Origin of the sequence: Flavobacterium limicola, assembly GCF_003634755.1 — a bacterium.
GTDB lineage: Bacteria > Bacteroidota > Bacteroidia > Flavobacteriales > Flavobacteriaceae > Flavobacterium > Flavobacterium limicola.
This window is the reverse complement of sequence record NZ_RBXA01000001.1, coordinates 1,374,884-1,395,375: the sequence shown is the minus strand read 5'-3', so window position 1 is coordinate 1,395,375 and position 20,492 is coordinate 1,374,884. Positions and strand designations below refer to the sequence as shown.

The 20,492-nt window shown below is 33.9% G+C and carries 23 protein-coding genes; 17 read left to right on the top strand and 6 right to left on the bottom strand.

The genetic code is table 11. From position 1 onward, the window contains the following. The first annotated feature begins 74 nt into the window (after nt 1-74). Together BC952_RS06210 and purU are read left to right on the top strand one after the other, a co-directional pair. Nucleotides 75-782 (top strand): DUF4197 domain-containing protein, encoded by a 708-nt coding sequence (locus tag BC952_RS06210; RefSeq protein ID WP_121364976.1) that lies wholly within the window; start codon nt 75-77, stop codon nt 780-782. Between the two features lie 124 nt (nt 783-906). Next, the gene (gene purU / locus BC952_RS06205; RefSeq protein ID WP_121364692.1) at nt 907-1,761 is read left to right on the top strand and encodes a formyltetrahydrofolate deformylase; all 855 of its coding nucleotides are present in this window, start codon (nt 907-909) and stop codon (nt 1,759-1,761) included. A 114-nt stretch (nt 1,762-1,875) separates the two neighbouring features. On the opposite strand, the gene BC952_RS06200 is transcribed toward purU, so the two are convergent. The 4 genes from BC952_RS06200 to pyrF form a co-directional block, all read right to left on the bottom strand. After that, nucleotides 1,876-3,360 carry a catalase gene (locus BC952_RS06200; RefSeq protein ID WP_121364691.1) on the bottom strand — a complete coding sequence of 495 codons (1,485 nt, stop codon included), beginning with the start codon at nt 3,358-3,360 and terminating at the stop codon, nt 1,876-1,878. Between the two features lie 351 nt (nt 3,361-3,711). Then, entirely contained in the window at nt 3,712-4,497 is a 786-nt protein-coding gene (locus tag BC952_RS06190) for an alpha/beta fold hydrolase (RefSeq protein WP_121364975.1), read from the bottom strand. 179 nt (nt 4,498-4,676) lie between these two features. Next, nucleotides 4,677-5,477 (bottom strand): ABC transporter substrate-binding protein, encoded by an 801-nt coding sequence (locus BC952_RS06185; RefSeq protein ID WP_167445700.1) that lies wholly within the window; start codon nt 5,475-5,477, stop codon nt 4,677-4,679. Nucleotides 5,478-5,794: 317 nt separating this feature from the next. Beyond that, complete coding sequence (gene pyrF, locus BC952_RS06180) at nt 5,795-6,634, bottom strand: orotidine-5'-phosphate decarboxylase (RefSeq protein WP_121364973.1); 840 nt, start codon at nt 6,632-6,634, stop codon at nt 5,795-5,797. A gap of 536 nt (nt 6,635-7,170) precedes the next feature. Between pyrF and BC952_RS06175 the strand changes: the two genes are divergently transcribed. The 8 genes from BC952_RS06175 to BC952_RS06140 all read left to right on the top strand — a co-directional run bounded on the left by BC952_RS06175 (nt 7,171) and on the right by BC952_RS06140 (nt 12,562). Next, a complete protein-coding gene (locus tag BC952_RS06175) occupies nt 7,171-7,734 on the top strand; it encodes a helix-turn-helix domain-containing protein (protein ID WP_121364689.1) in 564 nt (187 codons plus the stop codon). An 11-nt stretch (nt 7,735-7,745) separates the two neighbouring features. Beyond that, nucleotides 7,746-8,192 (top strand): response regulator, encoded by a 447-nt coding sequence (locus BC952_RS06170; protein WP_121364688.1) that lies wholly within the window; start codon nt 7,746-7,748, stop codon nt 8,190-8,192. A gap of 1 nt (nt 8,193) precedes the next feature. After that, entirely contained in the window at nt 8,194-9,975 is a 1,782-nt protein-coding gene (locus BC952_RS06165; protein WP_121364687.1) for a sensor histidine kinase, read from the top strand. Between the two features lie 476 nt (nt 9,976-10,451). Further along, entirely contained in the window at nt 10,452-11,090 is a 639-nt protein-coding gene (locus BC952_RS06160) for a porin family protein (protein WP_121364686.1), read from the top strand. A 25-nt stretch (nt 11,091-11,115) separates the two neighbouring features. Next, on the top strand, nt 11,116-11,259 hold the full coding sequence (locus tag BC952_RS06155) for a lmo0937 family membrane protein (protein ID WP_113633518.1): 144 nt from the start codon (nt 11,116-11,118) through the stop codon (nt 11,257-11,259). Between the two features lie 28 nt (nt 11,260-11,287). Continuing rightward, entirely contained in the window at nt 11,288-11,584 is a 297-nt protein-coding gene (locus BC952_RS06150) for a YtxH domain-containing protein (protein ID WP_121364685.1), read from the top strand. Nucleotides 11,585-11,668: 84 nt separating this feature from the next. Continuing rightward, nucleotides 11,669-12,205, top strand: a complete 537-nt coding sequence (locus tag BC952_RS06145; protein WP_121364684.1) for a hypothetical protein — start codon at nt 11,669-11,671, stop codon at nt 12,203-12,205. Nucleotides 12,206-12,217: 12 nt separating this feature from the next. Next, entirely contained in the window at nt 12,218-12,562 is a 345-nt protein-coding gene (locus tag BC952_RS06140; protein ID WP_121364683.1) for a hypothetical protein, read from the top strand. A gap of 80 nt (nt 12,563-12,642) precedes the next feature. On the opposite strand, the gene prfA is transcribed toward BC952_RS06140, so the two are convergent. Next, complete coding sequence (gene prfA / locus BC952_RS06135; protein ID WP_091174156.1) at nt 12,643-13,719, bottom strand: peptide chain release factor 1; 1,077 nt, start codon at nt 13,717-13,719, stop codon at nt 12,643-12,645. A 578-nt stretch (nt 13,720-14,297) separates the two neighbouring features. On the opposite strand from prfA, the gene BC952_RS06130 reads away from it, so the two are divergent. The 4 genes from BC952_RS06130 (at nt 14,298) to BC952_RS06115 (ending at nt 17,458) form a co-directional block, all read left to right on the top strand. Next, on the top strand, nt 14,298-14,639 hold the full coding sequence (locus tag BC952_RS06130; protein WP_121364682.1) for a hypothetical protein: 342 nt from the start codon (nt 14,298-14,300) through the stop codon (nt 14,637-14,639). A gap of 447 nt (nt 14,640-15,086) precedes the next feature. Next, complete coding sequence (locus BC952_RS06125) at nt 15,087-15,851, top strand: hypothetical protein (RefSeq protein WP_121364681.1); 765 nt, start codon at nt 15,087-15,089, stop codon at nt 15,849-15,851. Between the two features lie 78 nt (nt 15,852-15,929). Continuing rightward, nucleotides 15,930-16,469: a hypothetical protein gene (locus BC952_RS06120; RefSeq protein WP_121364680.1), complete on the top strand. Its 540-nt coding sequence runs from the start codon at nt 15,930-15,932 to the stop codon at nt 16,467-16,469. Nucleotides 16,470-16,669: 200 nt separating this feature from the next. Next, on the top strand, nt 16,670-17,458 hold the full coding sequence (locus tag BC952_RS06115; RefSeq protein ID WP_121364679.1) for a hypothetical protein: 789 nt from the start codon (nt 16,670-16,672) through the stop codon (nt 17,456-17,458). 577 nt (nt 17,459-18,035) lie between these two features. On the opposite strand, the gene BC952_RS14765 is transcribed toward BC952_RS06115, so the two are convergent. Beyond that, nucleotides 18,036-18,299, bottom strand: a complete 264-nt coding sequence (locus tag BC952_RS14765; protein ID WP_147405263.1) for a hypothetical protein — start codon at nt 18,297-18,299, stop codon at nt 18,036-18,038. A gap of 123 nt (nt 18,300-18,422) precedes the next feature. On the opposite strand from BC952_RS14765, the gene BC952_RS06105 reads away from it, so the two are divergent. From BC952_RS06105 to BC952_RS06095, 3 genes are all read left to right on the top strand, one after another. Continuing rightward, nucleotides 18,423-18,746, top strand: a complete 324-nt coding sequence (locus BC952_RS06105; RefSeq protein WP_121364677.1) for a hypothetical protein — start codon at nt 18,423-18,425, stop codon at nt 18,744-18,746. Between the two features lie 240 nt (nt 18,747-18,986). Then, entirely contained in the window at nt 18,987-19,415 is a 429-nt protein-coding gene (locus tag BC952_RS06100) for a hypothetical protein (RefSeq protein ID WP_121364676.1), read from the top strand. Between the two features lie 71 nt (nt 19,416-19,486). Then, complete coding sequence (locus tag BC952_RS06095) at nt 19,487-20,038, top strand: GNAT family N-acetyltransferase (protein WP_121364675.1); 552 nt, start codon at nt 19,487-19,489, stop codon at nt 20,036-20,038. The last annotated feature ends 454 nt before the right edge of the window (nt 20,039-20,492 follow it).

Here is a 20,492-nt window from a genome sequence, read left to right as displayed (position 1 = left end):
TAGTTGGCTTTGTTTTTGAATAAGTAGTATTTTTACAAATGCCGGAAGGCGAATTAATAAATAAACAATTTACGATGAAGAAAATTTTAGTTTTAGCAGTAGCAATTTCACTTTCCAGTTGTGCCGAAATGCAACAAGTTATGAATCAATTTCCGCAAACGCAAGGGATTGGCGGGGTTGATATTGCCGGCGGATTGAAGGAAGCATTGAATAATGGAATTTCAAAACAGGTGACCAAACTGACCGCTACCGATGGTTTTTACAGAAATGAAGCCGTAAAAATTTTATTGCCGGAAGAATTAAGAAAAGTAGACGCGGGTTTGAGAAGAATTGGACTAAGTTCTTTAGCCGATGAAGGTTTAAAAGTCTTGAATCGTGCTGCTGAAGACGCGGTAAAAGAAGCGACGCCAATATTTGTTGACGCTGTTAGAAATATGACATTTATGGATGCCAAAACGATTTTGATGGGCAATGAAAGTTCGGCTACGAATTATTTACAAAACAGCACTTCAACGGCTTTGTACGGAAAATTCAATCCGGTGATTAAAAATTCGTTTACTAAAGTTGGTGCCGATAAAGTTTGGACTAATATTATTACAAAATACAACAGCATTCCTTTAGTGAACAAAGTAAATCCTGATTTGACGGATTATGTTACGAATCAAGCGTTGAATGGCGTTTTCAAAATGGTTGCCGTTGAAGAGAAAAACATCAGAACGAACCTAAGTGCCAGAACTTCTGTTTTGTTGCAGAAAGTTTTTGCAATGCAGGATTACAAATAGATTGAAATTGGGCTGTTTTTTTCAAACATAAAACAGCCAAATTCAACTTTTTTATAAGTACAAATACGTTTAGTTTTGAAAAATACTATTCATTACTAAGAACAAAGCTGAAAACAGAACGCTAATGCAAAAAATTACAATCCTAATCCATTGCGAAGATCAAAAAGCAATTATTGCCTCCGTTACGAATTATATTTCGTCCATTGATGGCAATATTATTTATTTAGATCAACATGTTGATGCCGATGAAAATGTCTTTTTCATGCGTTTAGAATGTGAATTCAGTGCCAAAAATTGGAATATTGAAGCTATTAAAACTGATTTCCAAGCTAAGTTAGCTGCTCCATTCAATATGTCATGGGAAATGTATACTCAAGACGAAAAACCAAGAATGGCTTTGTTTGTTTCTAAATACGACCATTGCTTGTATGATATTTTAGGACGTTACAGCGCCGGCGAATTGCCGCTAGAAATTCCTTTAATCATCAGCAACCATGAAGATTTGAAAGCAGTGGCGGAACGTTTTTCTATTCCGTTTCATTATGTTCCGTTTACTAAAGACATTAAAACCGAAGGCGAGCAAAAGCAATTGGATTTACTAAAGCAATACAATATTGACTTTATTGTTTTGGCGCGCTACATGCAAATTATCACACCCAATTTGATTGCAGCATACAAAAATCAAATCATCAATATTCATCACTCTTTTCTTCCGGCGTTTCCTGGGGCAAAACCCTATCATTCTGCTTTTAAACGCGGTGTGAAAATCATTGGTGCCACCAGTCATTATGTAACCGAAGGATTGGATGAAGGCCCGATTATCGAGCAGGATATTGCCCGAGTTTCGCACAGCCATTCGATAGAGGATTTTATCACGAAAGGACGCGATCTGGAACGCATGGTTTTGGCCAGAGCCATAAAATTACATGCCGAAAGAAAAACAATGGTTTATGACAATAAAACGGTGGTATTTTTATAAATCCTAACCACGATTCTCTACAAAGGAAAGGGAGAAAACACATCGAATTAAGGAATCTGCGATATAAAAAAAGCTCACTTTTGGTGAGCTTTGTTTTGCGAAAAATCGAAATTTTTATCTTTCTAACAAATCAACGTCAACTCCTAATCCTTCAGCAACTCCCGCTCCTATTCGGCCATCAACTCTATAAAAATGACTCAACTGACGATTTACTATTTCGTCTTTTTTAGGACCTTCAATACCTGACATGTGCGAAATGATAGTATGTATCGTGTTCTGTTGTTGCTCCGGAGTCATGATTTTAAATAAATTTCCCGGTTGCGAATAATGATCGTTTTCTCCCTCGCAATTTCTATCGTACCAGTCCGCAAAATCGCTAAAAACTTCCAATGGGGGTTCTGTATAAGCTGGGTCTATTTCCATCGTATCGAAAATATTGGGATAATAATTCGGGTTACTGCCTCCATTTCCATCCACTCGCATTTGTCCGTCCCGCTGGTAATTATTAGTTGCAAATGGACAGCGGTTAACTGGAATTTGCTCATAATTAGTTCCCAAACGATAGCGTTGCGCATCAGGATAGGACAACAATCTGCCTTGCAACATTTTATCCGGTGAATATCCAATTCCGTCAACCACATGAGCCGGTGCAAATGCGACTTGCTCAATATCCTGAAAGTAATTGTGTGGATTTTGATTTAATTCTAAAACGCCAACATCAATCAGAGGAAAATCGGCGTGAGGCCAAACTTTCGTTACATCAAATGGATTTAAATAATAGTCTTGGGAATTTGCCTGTTCTTCGGTCATGACTTGGATTTGCAAATTCCATTGTGGAAAATTTCCTTTATCAATGTTTTCAAACAAATCTCTTTGGGCAAAATCCATATCTCGGGATTTCATTTCGGCTGCTTCTTCATTGGTGAAATTTTTGATTCCCTGCGCTGTTATGAAATGAAATTTTACGTAAGTCCGTTCATTGGCTGCATTAATCATTGAAAATGTATGACTACCAAAACCGTGCATATGACGGTAGCCATAAGGCGTTCCCCGATCTGACATTAAAATCAACACCTGATGTAAACTCTCCGGATTTAGCGACCAATAATCCCACATCATCGTTGGTGATTTCATATTGGTATACGGATCTCGTTTTTGGGTATGGATAAAATCTCCGAACTTTTTAGGATCTTTCACAAAAAAAACGGGTGTATTATTGCCTACTAAATCCCAATTGCCATCTTCAGTATAAAACTTAATCGAAAAACCACGTGGATCTCTTTCGGTATCCGCTGAACCTCGTTCGCCTCCTACGGTAGAAAAACGCATGATGACCTTAGTTTCTTTTCCAATTTCAGAAAATAGTTTGGCTTTTGTATACTTAGTGATATCATGTGTTACGGTGAATGTTCCAAAAGCTCCCGAACCTTTTGCATGAACCACGCGCTCCGGAATTCGCTCTCTATTGAAATGCGCCATTTTTTCGTGCAAAATATAATCTTGTAAAAGTAACGGTCCGCGTGAACCCACAGATTGAGAATTTTCGTTTTCTACAAATGGTCTTCCAGACGCTGTTGTAAGTTTTTCATGTGATTTCATAGTAATGCGATTTAATAGTTTTCATCAAGGAATAACAAAATGCAAAACACCACTAAAATTGATGACGCCTATAAAAGTAACATCGAAAAATCAGTGTTTTTCAACAGAAGAAAGTAAAATTTGGATAGGTAGAAATGGGGTAATTTCGAAATATATTCTGACACAAAAAACGCTACCAGAAACAACATATTAAAGTTAAAGAAACTTAACGTATGTACAACAAAGTAATAACAAAATCTTAACAGCAAAACGTTTCCTTAAGTGTGATCTTTGCAGAGTAATAAACTGGTTATTTATTATTTTGGTTTTGGTTAGTTAAAGAATTGCCTGCATTCATAGTGCAGGCATTTTTTATTTGGCCGTATTTATAAAAGAAAGTACCGCATCGTTAAAAGCATTAGGTTGCTCCACATTAACTACGTGTCCACATTTTTCTATCACAAAGAGTTTCGAAGATTTATAATGATTCTCCACTACTTTACGAACCGATGGCAAAAACATATAATCTTCTTCACCCATAACATATAGCGTAGGAATATTCAATTCGACTTGGCGGAACCATTTCAGCACCGGGTTTATTTCGGCAGTAAGTTTAAACCACTTTATAAATTCTTTTTGGTATAATTTCTTGGCCTCGTTTATAAAAAGAACACGAGATTGCTTGTGACTTTTTTTAGGCATGATGACAAAGGCAAAAAACTTGTATAAAACGAGATAAGGCAATACATATTTAAACATATTTCCCAATCGCATCAATACTTGGGAACGGAAATTCATCTTTAAGATAGCACCTCCCAAAATCATACTTTGCACGCGTTCCGGATACATTTCAGCCAATTGTCTGATGAGAATGGTACCCAATGAAATACCAACGAAATGTGATTTTTTGATTTTTAGAAAATCTAAAACTTCCAGAATATCATTGGCCAAAGCCGAAAAAGTATATTTCTGTTTGAAAGCCGTTTTTAAAGTGGGTTTTGATTCCCCGTGACCTCGTAAATCCAATAACAATACATTATACTGTTTCTTGAAATCCCGAATTTGTTTGAACCAGATAGACGAACTTCCACCAGCGCCATGAACAAAAGTCACCCATTGATCACTGTTTTTATTTTCGTAAATGGTATAATTAATCACGTCTTTTTTTTGTAAAAATATAACTTTAATTTTGAATCGCAATCTTAACCAATAATATTGCTTGCGGAATGGTTTCAAAATACAAATTTGAAAAAAAATTCAAAGGAGAATGTCCGATGGAAACGAGTCAGAATTACAAAATGCAAACAGAATACAAATTAATCCTCTAGGAATGCGAATTATAATTTTTGATGCATTTTTTTAAAGTAGTCAAACGCTTTTAGCAATCGGCTTCCGTACCAGGAAAACATTTCACCATCTACAAACACTGTTTTTGCGTGATGCGTAAAACGACCTATTTCAAAAGCATCTTCTTCCTTGAAAGGATATGGTTCTGAAGAAAGAAAAACCAAATCCGGATCACCTTCCAAGCGCATTTTTTTGAGTTCAATTTCCGGATAACGCCCATTATTCTCGTAGATATTTTTAAAGTGATTCAGCTTCAATAATTCATTGATGAAATTATCAGAACCTGCGACCATATAAGGATTTTTCCAAATGAAATACGCTACTTTTTGTTCCGGTTTATCCTTGATGAAGTTTTTAAAATCGCTCAAGGCAAAAGCCAATTTGTCGTTCCATTTCTGAGACTCAGTTCTACAATTAAAGAGCTGACCAAAGTCGGTTATCATTTGAAAATTATCTTCAATCGTGATGATATTTGTTACCCAAACCGGACAAATTTTACGCAATTCATCCACAATTTCGGGTGTGTTTTCCTCTTTATTACAAATGATAATATCCGGTTGCAGCAATCTGATTTTCTCATAATGCACTTTCTTGGTTCCGCCAACGGTTTTCTTGGTTGATTTAAAATGATACGGATGCACACAGAATTTTGTAATTCCAATGATTCGGTCTTCCAAACCTAAATCATAAAGCAATTCCGTTTGAGAGGGAACTAATGAAATAATACGTTTTGGAGACGTTTCAAAAGAATGAGATGTTCCTATTTGATCGATTAAAGTTTTTTGTTTCAAGTTTAGAGTTTAAAGTGTTAAAGCATCAATTGACCGCTTTTTTACCATTAAGAAATTGAGAAAAATTAAGTTTTTACAAATAAGAGCATTATGAAAAAATAAATTGTTAAACATAAAAGTCATTTAAGTTTTTAATTTACAATTAATTTATGCAGTCAAATAGTTCATTTAAGAAAGTCAAAGCTTTATAAAAAACGCTTTTAACTTATATACCTTCTTAAGTACTATTTAGCAAGCTAACATTCTTTAACTTACATGACTTATATGTTTCATAATTAAAGGCTTTATGTTTTATGTTTTGGTTACAACCTGAAACTTTAAACGTTAAACTTCAAACTCATTATCTCTTCCATTTCCTGTTGCATTTTCAACGCTTCTGCTCTTGCCTTTTCGGCAAAATCAGTTCCGTTTGAGGCATAAATAATCGCTCTGGAAGAATTAATGAGCAATCCTACATTGGCATTCATGCCGTATTTACAAACTTCTGAAAGACTTCCTCCTTGTGCGCCAACTCCCGGAACGAGTAAAAAACTGTCAGGAACAATTTTGCGGATTTCGGTGAAATATTCGGCTTTAGTAGCACCTACAACGTACATCAGGTTTTCGCTGTTTTTCCATGTTTTAGACGTTTCTAAAACCTGTTTGTACAATTCTTTTCCTCCCGAAGCGTCGGAAACATTCAGCGTTTGAAAGTCGAATGCACCTTCATTGGAAGTCAAAGCCAACATAATCGTATGTTTATTTTCGAAAGCTAAAAAGGGTTCTACAGAATCTTTTCCCATATAAGGAGCAACAGTAACGCTGTCGAAATTCAAATCTTCAAAGAAAGCTTTCGCATACATCGATGATGTATTTCCAATATCTCCGCGTTTTGCATCAGCAATTGTGAAGATTTCTGGATAATTTTCGTTCAGATACTTAATTGTTTTTTGCAGTGACATCCATCCTTTTATACCATGAGCTTCATAAAAAGCAGTATTGGGTTTATAGGCGACAGTAAGGTCATGAGTGGCATCAATAATCGCTTTATTAAATTCAAAAATAGGATCTTCTGACTCTAATAAATGCGATGGAATTTTGGTCAAATCAACATCTAAACCTACGCATAGGAACGATTTTTTTTGTTGAATTTGCTGGATAAGTTGTTGTGTTGTCATTTTTATGTAGTTGTGCGGCAAAATTACAAACATAGAATCAATATCAGTTACAATCCTGCAATAAAAATTCAAATTTATATTCCGAAATCAAAACGGATTATTCTGGCATTACTGAAATTGAAAACACAGAAAACAGCTCTTAATCCCTAGCAAAAAAGGAATTGAAAACAGCAATTCAATACATAAAAAAACAACTGGTAATTAAGAATTATAACGCTGAAAAAGCAGTGATATCCGCGAATAATCTTGCTGAATTGCCCAAAAAAAAAGAACAATTTAATCTTAAAATATCTGTTAAAAAAATCACAAAATTAACGATTGTTGAACTTTTTTAAAATTCAAGACCAATTAAATCCAAATATTTTTCTATTTTTAAAAACCTAATAATCAAAACTAAACCTTTATCAATTAATTGAAATTTTGCATTAAAGTTCGAAAATCATCTATTTCTGATTCTGTAAAATGGTTTTAAGAAAATTTCAAAAATGAATTTGAAAGCAACCTTTTTATATCTTTACCGTTAAACAAAAGTCTTTATGAAAGTATATTTAAAATTTGATTATGCTCAACTGACAAAAAAAATTGTTCAGGAAAAACTATCCGAATTGGGGTATAAATTTAATAGTATCGGGTTTGGCGAATTTAATTTTTTAGAAAAAATACCTTCTTCAAAAGTAGCTGAAATCACCGCTATTTTTAAAGAATATGGCATAGAAATAGTTGAAAATCAGAAAAGTGTTTTGGTTCAAAAAATAAAAGACGCCATCGTTGAAATGGTCAACAGTGATAAGCCGCTCAACATAAAAAGCTCCGTGTATATTGCGGACAAATTAAATCTTAGTTACGCCTATTTGTCCAATGTTTTTTCAGAAGTCACGTATACTTCTATTGAAAATTTCATCATTATTCAAAAAATAGAATTAGCGAAACAGTTGATGATCAATACGCCACTAAATTTGACTGAAATTTCCATTCAATTGAATTATTCCAGCGTAGCACATTTAAGCACGCAATTCAAGCATACCACTGGAATGACACCTTCTGCTTTCCAGCGCATTATTTCGAAACGAAGAGAATTATCCAACAAAAACAACAATTAAACCAATAGTATATGACTACTGATTTTATAAATATTTGCCTTGCAGACGATGACGAAGATGACAGATTGTTTTTTACGGATGCCTTTGACGAATTAAAAATAAATACCAAAGTAAGTACCTTTAACGATGGTGTCGAGTTAATGGATTATCTGAACAATGAAGATTCCGTTTTGCCAAACGTATTGTTTCTGGATTTGAACATGCCAAAAAAGAATGGTGTTGAATGCTTATTGGAAATTAAAAAAAATGAAAAGCTAAGTGATATTGCTATTGCGATTTATTCTACCTCATCATCTGAAGAGCATATTGAAGAAACATTTATAAATGGTGCCAATATCTATATTAAAAAACCAAATGATTTTGAGGATTTAAAAAAAATACTTTCTGAAGTGGTGACCATCAATTGGCAATACCACACTTCTGGCTTGAACAAAGATAATTTTCTAATGAGAATGTAAAATGAAATATATTCAACTTCATAAATCACCAGTTTTTTTAAAAATAATTTTTGTTATCTCGGTAGCGATTATTTTTTTTATTGGCGGAATTACTTTTAAGCACATTACGGTTTTAAAAAAATCGTCTGCTTTTGTAAGTAACAGCCACGAGGTGAATGCTGAACTTGAACGACTTATTTCCTATATAAAAGATGCCGAAACCGGGCAAAGAGGTTACCTTTTAAGTAATGATAAAAGTTTTCTAAAACCCTATTATAATTCAAAAGGGTTAGTAAGAAAATCGTTTAAAAGAGTTACTCGACTGACCGCCCAAAGCAGAACGCAACAAAGCAATTTAAAAAAACTGTTGTATTTTATTAACAAAAGACAAAACTACCTTTCTAAGTCACTCTATATGATTGAGCAGGGTAAATATGACCAAAATATTCTTAAAACCAATTTAATTATTGGTAAACAAACAATGGATTCTATTCGTCATAAAGTAGAAGACATGATGATTACCCAGCAAAAACTTTTAAAAAACAGGCAAAAGGACTATGAATTAACGATGAATTATACACCGTTACTGATTTATTTGACACTTATAACAACCTTGATTTTGATTACGATTGCTTTTATTAAAATGAATCGGGATTTAGTGTTGCTAAAAATCACAATAAATACGCTCTCGGTAGCGAATGAAGCCAGTAATCTTGCGGAAATCGTAGGTGGTTTTGGAAGTTGGCAATTAAATTTCGAAACCAATACCTATACTTTCTCTGACAATGAATATCGATTGTTGGGTTGCGAACCTCAATCTTTTGTAGCCAGTTTAGAAGCGTATTTGAACTTTATTCATCCTGAAGATTTAGAATATGTAATCGAAAACACCAAAAGTATTCTTACTGATAATGACCTCGCTCCTTTTACCTACCGAATTATCCGAAAAGACGGTGAGATCAGACATTTTAGAACGTTAGGCCGAACGGTTACAATCGCTTCTGGAGATAAAACCTTTATAGGAACCACGAGCGATGTTACCGAAGAAGTGTATGCTCAAAAATTTATCGAAGATCGCAACAGAGAATTAGAAAGCAACAATAAGGAACTTACCGCATTCAATTACATTGCCAGTCATGATTTGCAGGAACCTTTGCGCAAAATTGAAACGTTTCTTTCTCGATTAGTCAGCAAAGACTATGATAATTTATCGAAAGCGGGACAACAATACGTGTCCAGCATTCAATCCTCAGCAAACAGAATGCGAATTCTAATTCAGGATTTATTGCAATTTTCAAGAACAAATAAAGCAGAAAAAGTTTTTGAAGAAGCGGATTTGAATTCTTTATTGGAAAATTCAAAACAAGAATTAGCTCAAATTATAGAAGATAAAAAAGCGGTAATTGAAAATAATGAATTGCCAATTTTAAACGTAATTCCGTTCCAAATTCAGCAGTTGTTTACAAATTTAATCAGCAACTCCTTAAAATACAGCAAAGAAGACACCACTCCTATTATCAAAATCAACTGTTTGACAATTGTTGCAAATGAGGAAGAAATTTTACCCAATAACAACACTAAATACCACAAAATCACTGTCGCTGATAACGGAATTGGTTTTGAACAGGAATATGCTAAAAAGATTTTTATCCTTTTTAATCGACTTCATAACAAGAACGAATATGAAGGAACCGGAATTGGACTCGCTATTTGCAAAAAAATAGTAGAAAACCATAAAGGATTTATCTTTGCGAAAGGAACAGCCAATGAAGGAGCGACTTTTACCATATATCTTCCTGCATAATTCAAAAGACAGTATTTAATCTATCTGAAACCATTATTTAAAATCAAAAGCTCCGAAACTGTTTAAAAATAAAAAACATAGAAACATAGCAAAACAGAGTTGGATGTCCCTTTTTTGGTCATAACGCTTTAGTTTACTATTCTAAATTGAATAGTTTTAAATGCAAAATCTAAAAAATGTTTCTACGCGTTTCAAAAAAATAAACTTGATTTATACCCAACAGTTTATTCCTCACATTAAAGATTCCTACTTTATTACACGTAATATTCTTTCCTTGCGTTTTTCAATTATCCTTTATTTTCATTACCAATAAAAGAATTGAGGTACACTAAACCCTATTCTGACGGGCATTATTTCAAAATTTTATAACCTCATATTTAAATTCTGTAACAATATTCGAAATTGATGTAACACGCAATAACGATTGCCATCGCATCTTTGTAAAACAAAAACAAACAATTAAAAAATATACAAAGATGAAAAATTTAAAGAGAGTATTAGCCGTTGTTTTAGTAACATTAGGAACTACAAATGCAATTCAAGCACAAGAAAGTGGCGCATCATTAGGAATTAAAGGAGGTTTGAACATGTCTAATTTATATACAGAAGATGTTGACGACGAAAATGTTTTGGCCGGTTTCAATATTGGTTTATTCGCACAACTTCCTATAACTTCAAGCCTGGCACTGCAACCAGAAGTTAGTTATACTACCAAAGGAGCGGAATTGCAATACGACAACGCATTTGCAGAAGGAACAGGAAAATTCAGGCTGAACTACATTGAAGTTCCTGTCTTGTTGAAAGCAAATCTTACTAAGAATTTCAATGTGCAATTTGGTCCTTACGCAGCATTTCTGGTAGACTCAAAAATCACTAACGAATCGGCTAATGGATCGTACAACTTTGAAGAAAACATTGACGAAGACGATTTAAATAAATTTGATTTCGGTGTTGCTGCTGGAGTTGGATTTGATTTTGACAGCTTTGGAATCGGTGCCAGATACAATTATGGATTAAGCACTGTTGGAAAAGAAAGAACAGTTCTTGGACAAACCTACACGTTCCCAGATTCTAAAAACAGCGTTTTAAGTGTTTATGCAGCAATAAAATTTTAATAATTAACCACAAAATCAAAACATCATGTCAAATCTATTATACGCAGTTGCAGTGGTGCTCGTAATCCTTTGGGCGTTAGGATTCTTCGTTTACAGCGTGGGCAGCATGATTCATGTTTTATTGATAATAGCAGTAATAGCCATTTTACTGCGAGTAATAAGAGGATAAATAATTTAAATTTTAAAAAATTAAAGCCATGAAAAATAATAATGTAGCACTAGGATTACTTGGGGGATTAGCAGTAGGAACGGTATTAGGAATACTATTTGCCCCGGCGAAAGGTTGCGAAACCGGAAAGAAAATCGTTGATAAAAGCACGGACTTAGCAGAGTCGTTTAAAGATTCATCGGGTAAGTTATCCAATGTGATTTCGAAAACAATCAATGATCTCAAAAATGAATCCCAACAATTGTTAGGAAATACAAAAGAGGTCATTAAGGCAGAAATAGCAAATGCAGACAACTTGAAAAACATCAATAAGCCAACAATTTAAGAGACAATTTCCGTTCAGCGGAAGTATATAAAAGGTATAATTCAAAAATTTATTATAGAAATTTATTAATTAAAATACGTTATTATGAAAAGTAAATTCAATATAAAAACAGTTTTCACAACATTAGCTATCGTATTAGGAATAGCGACGACAAGCGCGCAGGAAGTACAAAATTACGATCAGGGATTTCGTCTGGGAGTAGGAATCAACGGAGGACTTCCCCTTGACAATCCGTACGATTTCAGTTTGGGTGCCGATGCAAGACTTCAATATGATTTATCTCAAAAATATTCCCTAACCCTAACCACAGGATTCAGCAATATGTTTGTGTCAGGTGACAACAATGACTTGGGTTACATTCCTGCAAAAGCCGGTTTCAAAGCTTTTGTACTTAAAGACCAATTGTATGTAATGGGAGAAATTGGTGCCGCATTTGCAGTGACAAACGGATATAATGATACTTCTTTGTTGTTAAGTCCAGCCATCGGATATGCAACAGATAAGATTGACATCAGTTTACGATACGAACATTTTAATGACTTTCCGGTAATTAAAAACGACGTTGTTAAAGATGGTTTAGGACAAATATCGCTACGATTAGCATACGGTTTCAAATTATAAGAAAAACCCAAAATGAAAAATTCAGTACTACTATTCGGTTTTTTTTTCCTGACAATCACTTTTACCTCGTGTAAAAGTGAACAGGAAAAAAAAGCCGAATTGATTACCAATAAATACGTTCGCTTTATAGATTCTGTTACCCAAAAAACGACTGCTGATGCAGCGGCCAATTGGTCTACTATTGAAAAATATTTCGAGAAACAATCCAAAGAACTCAATAGCACGATTGACGACTTAGAAGATACAGCGGCCTTTGATGCCAAAATTGATTCCGCAACCGCCAAATATGAAGCGTTCAGAAAGTCTATTCGGCAACAAAAAGGGATTTTAAAAGGCGCAAACCTTTCAGAAAAATAATATTGGTTAGTTATGAATGCAAAAAAACCAGCGAAAAATTTCTTTTCGCTGGTTTTTGTATGGTATCACATTTTGGTTTCTTAGAAAACCTCGCTTGCTTCTTTCAGTTTTTCCATGTTGTTGACTAATGCCAACTCATCTACAATTTTCTGAATATCACCATTCATGATATTCCCTAAATCATACAACGTCAATCCTACACGGTGATCTGTTACACGACCTTGTGCATAATTATAGGTACGAATTTTTGCCGAACGGTCACCAGAACTCACTTGAGAGGTTCTTGTTGTAGCATCTTCCGCTTGTTTTTTGGCTAATTCCTGTTCGTACAAACGGGAACGCAAAACGCCAAAAGCTTTATCTTTATTCTTGTGTTGTGATTTCTGATCCTGACATTGCGCCACCAATCCAGTTGGAATGTGTGTCAAACGAACTGCTGATTTCGTAGTATTTACAGATTGTCCACCAGGTCCTGACGAACAGAAGAAATCCACACGCACATCATTCATATCAATTTGTACGTCAAATTCCTCTGCTTCCGGAAGCACCATAACCGTCGCTGCTGATGTGTGAACACGTCCTTGCGTTTCCGTTTGTGGTACCCGTTGCACACGGTGAACACCCGCTTCAAACTTCAAAGTTCCGTAAACATCTTCACCGGTAACTTCAAAAATTACCTCTTTGAAACCACCCGAAGTTCCTTCATTCATATCCACCACAGAAGTTCTCCAGCCTCTGTTTTCACAATATTTCGTGTACATACGGAACAAATCCCCGGCAAAAATACTCGCTTCATCCCCACCCGTTCCGGCACGAATTTCCACCATGACATTTTTAGCATCTTCGGGATCTTTAGGAATCAACATAAACTTGATTTCTTCCTCCAGTTCCGGCAATCTTTCCTTCGCTTCTTCCAGTTGCATCTTGGCCATTTCGGTCATATCAGCATCACTGTTATCCGCAATTATTTCGTTTGCTTCATCGATATTCGCCATCAAAATAACGTATTCATCGCGCTTTTCAGCCAAAGCTTTTAAACTTTTGTACTCTTGATTCAATTGCACATAACGCTTCTGATCCGAGATTACATCCGGCTGAATAATCAAATCCGAAATCTCATCGAAACGTTGTTTTACTATTTGAAGTCTATCTAACATTTTCTTAGTCCTTTATTTAGACTGCAAAATTACGAAAAAAGTATTCAGTTTGCAAGGTTCGCAATTGAGATTGTCATTGCGAACAATGAGGAAAGAATTGTGTGTCAATCAGGAGCTATTTCCTGCTATTCGCTATATCTTTTTCTGGTCTGGTCTCATCCCAAAAGACGAGACGAGGCCAGAAAAAGGATGCCGCTGCTATCAGGGCTAGTGCGTTTATGTTAAAACAATTGCGTTTACGGTTTTCCGTAATATTACTGAATCAAAAGGAGTTAGTTTTGAGTAAAATTTAAAACCAAAAGCTATTTAGTCAGAATTTTCTATATTAAGTTATAAAAACTAAACTGAATAATTTCAGAGTTGTAATTCTGGATAATTGGACTTCTTCTGCTAACGATGGATATAATTATGAAAATCATGGAAATATTTTAGACGGCCTCGAAGATAAAAAAGATTAAGCTTGAAAAGCAAAGAATTACTCAGTTGATGTAATGTCAAACGCAGACGAGTATAAAAATAATTAAACAGGTAAGCCGAAAACTGTGTAGAGTAGGCAATAAAAATTAAATTTAAAAAAAATGAAAAAAGTACTTTTTACATTGGCATTTGCCTTAGTTTGTGTCGTTAATGTAAGCGCTCAAACAAAAAAAGATGGCACACCAGATATGAGATACAAAGCTAATAAAGAAACTTATGGTAACTCGTATTCGACATCAAGTTATTCAACACCGACAAGTAGTAGTTCAAACTATTCAACTTCAAGCTATTCTGCACCAAAAACAACAGAGAGAAACTATGATAATGGTGGAAAATACAAAATCCAGCAAGGTTACCAAAAGAGCAATGGTACTTATGTTGCACCACACTTAAAAACTACACCAGACAATAAAACCTACAATAATTATAATCCAAAAAACTAAAGTCCTTACTGGCACTCGTTTGCAGCGAGTGCCAATTTTAATCTGCAACTATTTAGATGCGTTTGCAACACTCAAACTTTAATTTTAAAACACCCCAATTGTTCGGATATACACAAGCGTTAGGTAATTCTGTTTATAAGTAGTCGAAAACTCTTTTAGGTTCGAGAATATCATCAACTTGATTGTAATTTTCTCCACATTTTCGACAATGTCTTTGAATATTTAAACGTCTAATATAATAGCAAATTTCCTTAACATTACTAAAAAAAAGATGTTGGTTTGGAGTAGCCATTTAAACTTAATAATTTTTATCAGTATTTTCGGAAGAAATTTATATATTTGAAAATTAAGTATACACTGAATTTTGTTATATAAAGCGACCCAATTTAGATGTCATAACTCTGTTATTATCAAAAATATGTAATTATAAAAAACTAAAACTTCAGAATGGTAAATTTTTTAAAAAATTACTTGACAATAGCATCGGAATTCATTGTTTTAATTTTAGCATCAATATGGTATTCCAATACAAAGGAAATTGAACCATTAATTGCAGTAATTCTTTCTGTAGTTGCTATAATAACTTCCTTAGTCACTTATTTTTCAAAAATTAAAGAAAAGATATCAGGAAACGTTATTGGTTTAGGGGAACGGAAAAATCTTCATCAAGACTTTTTATACAACTACATTCCTGGCGAAGTAACAATTGGTAAAATAATTGAAGATTTAGGTCAACCATTAGTGAAAATAAAGGACGATATTGAACAAGAGTGGAATGAAAACAAGAAATTTGAATTTTGGGTTTATAAATACAAATTTTCAAATGCAGTAATTCTCTTTACGACAGAATTAGAAGACGAGAATATTATATCTATTTCTTTAGTTTGTAAACCTGACAAAAAATATCCTGTCAAATGTCGTTATTCATTTGAAGAAGACGACAAAATTTTTGGAGAAGCAACGATTACAGAAAATATAATTAAAAATTCAGAAAATTTTAAAAGTCAAAATTATGCAAGTTGGATGTATACAGCAATTACTGCTCGTTATGCAGATTTCAGACCAATAAAGTATTTATATTTCACGTACTTTATTTATTTTAATTATAAAAATAAAGCTGAAATGAAAAACCAAGAAATTGATGGAATTTGTATTTCTACAATGAGTGATGTTATGCCAATTATTCATTTTGAAGACTTTCGGTTTAATTAAATAACTAACCCTTGTAATTAGCACGAATAGTAAGCTCCGCTAGCCTTTGGGCAACAAGCTAAAAGAAAAACACGAAGAATGACATTCGACAGAAAAGATAAAATAGAAATTTTTGAAAATGCAATTAGTTGGATTGTAGTATTTGCACTGTTTGTTTATGGTGGAGGTAAAATAGTACAATTTGATGGCGCTTCTGAAATTAACAAAACTGTTTCAGAAATGACTGGAATGGAATTGATGTGGGCTTTTTATGGTTACTCAAAATCATATGCATTAACTTTAGGACTTTTTGAAATAATTGGAGGAACATTAATTTTGATGAAAAGAACTAGAATTATTGGTTGTTTGTTTACATCTACTATACTTGTAAATGTGATTTTACAAGACATATATTTCGAAGTGCATCTTGGAGCTTTAAAAGCAGCTATTCTATACCAAGTGTTACTTCTAATAATTTTGTGGTTAAATAAAGATAAAGTTATTCAAAGCATAAAGGCTTTAATGAATTTCAATACATCTCAACAACCAAAAGATAAATTTGTAATCAAATTAGGTATTGCTTTTATTTGTTTTGTACTATTGAGAATAACAGAATACTATATAACAATTAAATTGTAGAGCCAATTACCATAAATTACCACAACGGATTTGGGCAATAGGCTTAATAGAAAAATGGTTTTATATTTGGGATGATTTGCTTCGCCTGTTCGCTATCGCTCGGGTGGCAAATCCCAAAATAGGGCTTAATTTAGTCTCAACCTCGCCAAGCGGCAGGGACGTCAGTGGCTAGCAATTAAAAAAAGACCAAAATCAAAAATATGAAAACAAACAAAAAAAATGTTCTCTCGCTTTTTATCTTGACATTTTTTGTAGTGCAAAACTTTTACTCACAGAAAACTAATTTAAAATTAGCCGAGAATAATTTGTGTAAACTATACTCGAATATTTCAAAAGAAGATGATTTGGCATATGAAAATTCTGAAAAATTTGAAAAAGAGTTTATTAAAATATTAAAAGTAAATCCTTCAACATTAAATTACGATTTTAAAACACTCATTGACAAAAAATGTTGCTATGTAGAAACTTCATCAGACGGGAATTTTAGAATTTATTCTTGGGATACCGAGACAGGTGGAACTATGCATTTCTTCAAAACAATTTATCAATATAAAAACAATTCAAAAGTTTACCTAAAAGTACCAACTTATGAAGAGGGAGATTCAGGTGCTTTTTGTTCAAAAATATTCGATGTAAAAATTGGCAATAAAACTTATTACCTACCGATAACTAATGCTATATTCTCGACAAAAGACGCCTCGCAATCAATATCTGTCTTCAATATAGAAGGAAACAAACTTGCTGACTCAGAAAAACTTTTTAAAACTAAAACTAAGATGTTGAATAGAATTGATGTTGAATTTGACTTTTTCAGTGTTGTAGATAGACCTGAAAGACCTTTACAATTAATTTCATTTGATGCCAAGAAAAATATTATTTATATACCAGTTGTAAACGAAAAGATGCAAGTGACTGAAAAATATTTTTTATATCAACTTAGTGATAACTTATTTAAATATATCGGAGTTGAAAAAGGTAAAAGGAAATAAAGTGAAATTTTGCCAGCCACTAACAGCAACTACAACGGATTTGGGCAATAGGCTTAATGGAAAAATGGTTTTATATTTGGGATGATTTGCTTCGCCTGTTCGCTATCGCTCGGGTGGAAAATCCGAAAATAGGACTTAATCTTAGTCTCAAATTGCTTGTTTCGCGAGAACGTCAGGCTAAAAAACCCTAGTATATGAATCAACTCAGTAGACAATCATAATCAGCTTTTATGAACGAGAAAATGTTTTTTAAGATCCGTATATATTTCACAGGAATTGTAACAATTGCCATATGGACACTTTTAGCCTGGAATTATTATCATGGAGGTGTGCCAAGTCACCATATTTTGAACGATAAAGACTTACCGGAAATCTCTAATTGGTGGGGTGGACTGCTACTTCCTTTTTTAACTTGGTTTCTTTTGTACCGAATCCAAAAGAGAATTGTTCGTCATAACAATGAAAGGTCTGAAACGTCAACTTATCAAAAACATGTACTTTACAGATTCACTAGTTCTTTATTATTCGGGGTGCTGCTATCTGTCTTTTTTACTTTTGGTCATTCGGAATTATCGGGTTACATGATATTGGTACTATTGCCATTAGCCCTGTACTTTCCAATTTTTCGGGCAGAATGTCTTCTAGGTTTCGTTATTGGCATGACATTTACATTTGGTGCTGTACTTCCAACTGGTATCGGATCCATATTAACATTAGTGAGTGCAATACTATATATATTGGTCCGACCTGGAATATTATATATTGCATCAAAGTTTGTGCAAATTGCATCGTCAAATAAATAAAGAACAACAATTAAAAGCCCGATTGCTCGGATATCCATAATCGTTAGCGCAGTTTTGCAAACTGTTCCCAGAACGAAAAGCAAATAAAATAATAGACAAACTGGATAGGATTGCTTCGTTCCTCGCAATGAAATAAGCCTATCATTAACAAATAAAAGCTAATGATAGTTTCCATCACTAAAATCGAGTTAAATTCATACCTAAAACTAATTCCTTTTTTTAAGTTCAATGGGCAAATCATAGCAGAGCTGCAACAAGCCAACTGCAAAAAAAACAAAGTAGCCGGCAGTTGGAACGGGAGAGTTTGGTACACTATGACGTTATGGGAAAATGAAAATGACATTAACGCTTTTTATCGCAATGGGACCCATCTGGCAGCGATGAAACAATCCGGAAAATTCTCCTCCAAAATTGAATCTCGTCGCATTCAGAACGAGGATTTGATACCTTGGAAAGAAGCAAAGAAATTGTTTGGTAATAATTAATCTCAAACCCGCACTTGCTTCCAATGCATTTATTTTAATACTTTTATAAAACTAAAAATCCAATCGCTCTACTATCCACAATCGTTAGCTCAGTTCTGCATTCTGTGCCCACAACTAGGAGCAAATAAATAACAGATAAACTGGATGGGATTGCTTCATTCCTCGCAATGAATTAAGCCTACCGCCAACAAATAAACCATAAAATAGCAAATAAACACTAAACCATTAAAAACCAAACCAATGAAATTACTACTAACCACATTACTTATATTGTTCAGCTTTACAACATTCGGGCAATCTAAGGGATTTGCCGGTGATTATAATCGTACACTTAATACGACAGAAAATGACATTTTAGACTATAAATTAACTTTAAATCAGGATGGAACATTCGTATTTCATTATTATTCTAAAATTAAAAACGGAATTCCACCTGAAGTAAATAAATACGGAAAAGGAAAATGGACTGCGAAAGATAATCTGATTACTTTCTCTTCGAACAAACAAGAAGACTTTGATGAAAAATATACGTTGGATTTCAATACATCCAAGGCGAGATTTGTCACTAAAAATCCCAGAGATAAAAGTGACCGAATCATCAAGACAAAACTTGCGTTCGTTGAATCAGAAATTCCCTGGATGCAAAGAATGGATGTTTTTAAAATATAAATCCGCTATAGTACCAGAACGTCGGTCAGGCTGTAACGACGAAAACTGATAATCAGAAATGAACAAAAATTATGAAGAAAGAATTTCCAACAATAAAAACCGAAAGACTTTTACTGCGACAATTTGCAGATAGTGATCTTGAAAATGTTTTTAAAGGACTTTCACATCCAGAAATTATTAAATATTATGGAGTGAGTTTTCAAACATTGGAAGCAACTAAAGAACAAATGATTTTTTTTGCTGACCTTGAAAAAAACGATACAGGAATTTGGTTTGCTGTTTGCTCGGCTGATAACAGAACATTTTACGGAGCGGGTGGATTAAATAATTTGAGTAAAGAACATAAAAAAGCAGAAATCGGTTTTTGGTTAATGTCAAATTTTTGGGGACAGGGAATTATGAAAGAAGCAATGCCACTAATTTGCAATTATGGATTTGACAATTTAGAACTTAACAGAATTGAAGGATTTGTTGAGTCGAAAAATAAGAATTGTAAAAACGCAATGGCCAAACTTGACTTTCAATACGAAGGAACAATGAAAGACTGTGAAATTAAAAATGGCAAGTTTATAAGTCTTGACATTTATGCTAAAATAAAAGATAATTTAATAAAACCTGAGTAAGAAATCAAGTAAAAAAAAGTCCCGATCGCTTAGACATCCACAATCGTTAGCGTAGTTTTGAAAACTGTGCCCACAACGATGAGCAAATAAAAAATTGCCTGATCGCTCGGATATCCCCCTGGCGCTCGTTTGCAACGAGTGCTAGTTTTAATTTAGAGCACAATCTTAGCGTTTGCAACGCGGGTATTTCCCCCACTAGCACAAGCGTCCCGCTAGTGAACACAAACAAAAGCAAATACATTATAAATTGCAATTGGCACGCGCGGAGCGCTTGTACTTGAAAAATTAGTGAATACCCGAAAAATAAGGCTTCTTTAGTCCCCACCATCCGAAGAACGCGGGAACTTTAGTGGTCCGCTTAAAAAAAGTATCAAAATATAAATTATTAAAATGAATAAAAAAACAGTACGGATTATTGGGATTATTGTAACAATAATTGTGATAGTTATATTTC

Coding starts and splice junctions, on each gene's coding strand:
- BC952_RS06210 (WP_121364976.1), top strand. CDS start 75: ATGAAGAAAATTTTAGTTTTAGCAGTAGCAATTTCACTTTCCAGTTGT.
- purU (WP_121364692.1), top strand. CDS start 907: ATGCAAAAAATTACAATCCTAATCCATTGCGAAGATCAAAAAGCAATT.
- BC952_RS06200 (WP_121364691.1), bottom strand. CDS start 3,360: ATGAAATCACATGAAAAACTTACAACAGCGTCTGGAAGACCATTTGTA.
- pyrF (WP_121364973.1), bottom strand. CDS start 6,634: ATGACAACACAACAACTTATCCAGCAAATTCAACAAAAAAAATCGTTC.
- BC952_RS06175 (WP_121364689.1), top strand. CDS start 7,171: ATGAAAGTATATTTAAAATTTGATTATGCTCAACTGACAAAAAAAATT.
- BC952_RS06170 (WP_121364688.1), top strand. CDS start 7,746: ATGACTACTGATTTTATAAATATTTGCCTTGCAGACGATGACGAAGAT.
- BC952_RS06165 (WP_121364687.1), top strand. CDS start 8,194: ATGAAATATATTCAACTTCATAAATCACCAGTTTTTTTAAAAATAATT.
- BC952_RS06160 (WP_121364686.1), top strand. CDS start 10,452: ATGAAAAATTTAAAGAGAGTATTAGCCGTTGTTTTAGTAACATTAGGA.
- BC952_RS06155 (WP_113633518.1), top strand. CDS start 11,116: ATGTCAAATCTATTATACGCAGTTGCAGTGGTGCTCGTAATCCTTTGG.
- BC952_RS06150 (WP_121364685.1), top strand. CDS start 11,288: ATGAAAAATAATAATGTAGCACTAGGATTACTTGGGGGATTAGCAGTA.
- BC952_RS06145 (WP_121364684.1), top strand. CDS start 11,669: ATGAAAAGTAAATTCAATATAAAAACAGTTTTCACAACATTAGCTATC.
- BC952_RS06140 (WP_121364683.1), top strand. CDS start 12,218: ATGAAAAATTCAGTACTACTATTCGGTTTTTTTTTCCTGACAATCACT.
- prfA (WP_091174156.1), bottom strand. CDS start 13,719: ATGTTAGATAGACTTCAAATAGTAAAACAACGTTTCGATGAGATTTCG.
- BC952_RS06130 (WP_121364682.1), top strand. CDS start 14,298: ATGAAAAAAGTACTTTTTACATTGGCATTTGCCTTAGTTTGTGTCGTT.
- BC952_RS06125 (WP_121364681.1), top strand. CDS start 15,087: ATGGTAAATTTTTTAAAAAATTACTTGACAATAGCATCGGAATTCATT.
- BC952_RS06120 (WP_121364680.1), top strand. CDS start 15,930: ATGACATTCGACAGAAAAGATAAAATAGAAATTTTTGAAAATGCAATT.
- BC952_RS06115 (WP_121364679.1), top strand. CDS start 16,670: ATGAAAACAAACAAAAAAAATGTTCTCTCGCTTTTTATCTTGACATTT.
- BC952_RS14765 (WP_147405263.1), bottom strand. CDS start 18,299: ATGGATATCCGAGCAATCGGGCTTTTAATTGTTGTTCTTTATTTATTT.
- BC952_RS06105 (WP_121364677.1), top strand. CDS start 18,423: ATGATAGTTTCCATCACTAAAATCGAGTTAAATTCATACCTAAAACTA.
- BC952_RS06100 (WP_121364676.1), top strand. CDS start 18,987: ATGAAATTACTACTAACCACATTACTTATATTGTTCAGCTTTACAACA.
- BC952_RS06095 (WP_121364675.1), top strand. CDS start 19,487: ATGAAGAAAGAATTTCCAACAATAAAAACCGAAAGACTTTTACTGCGA.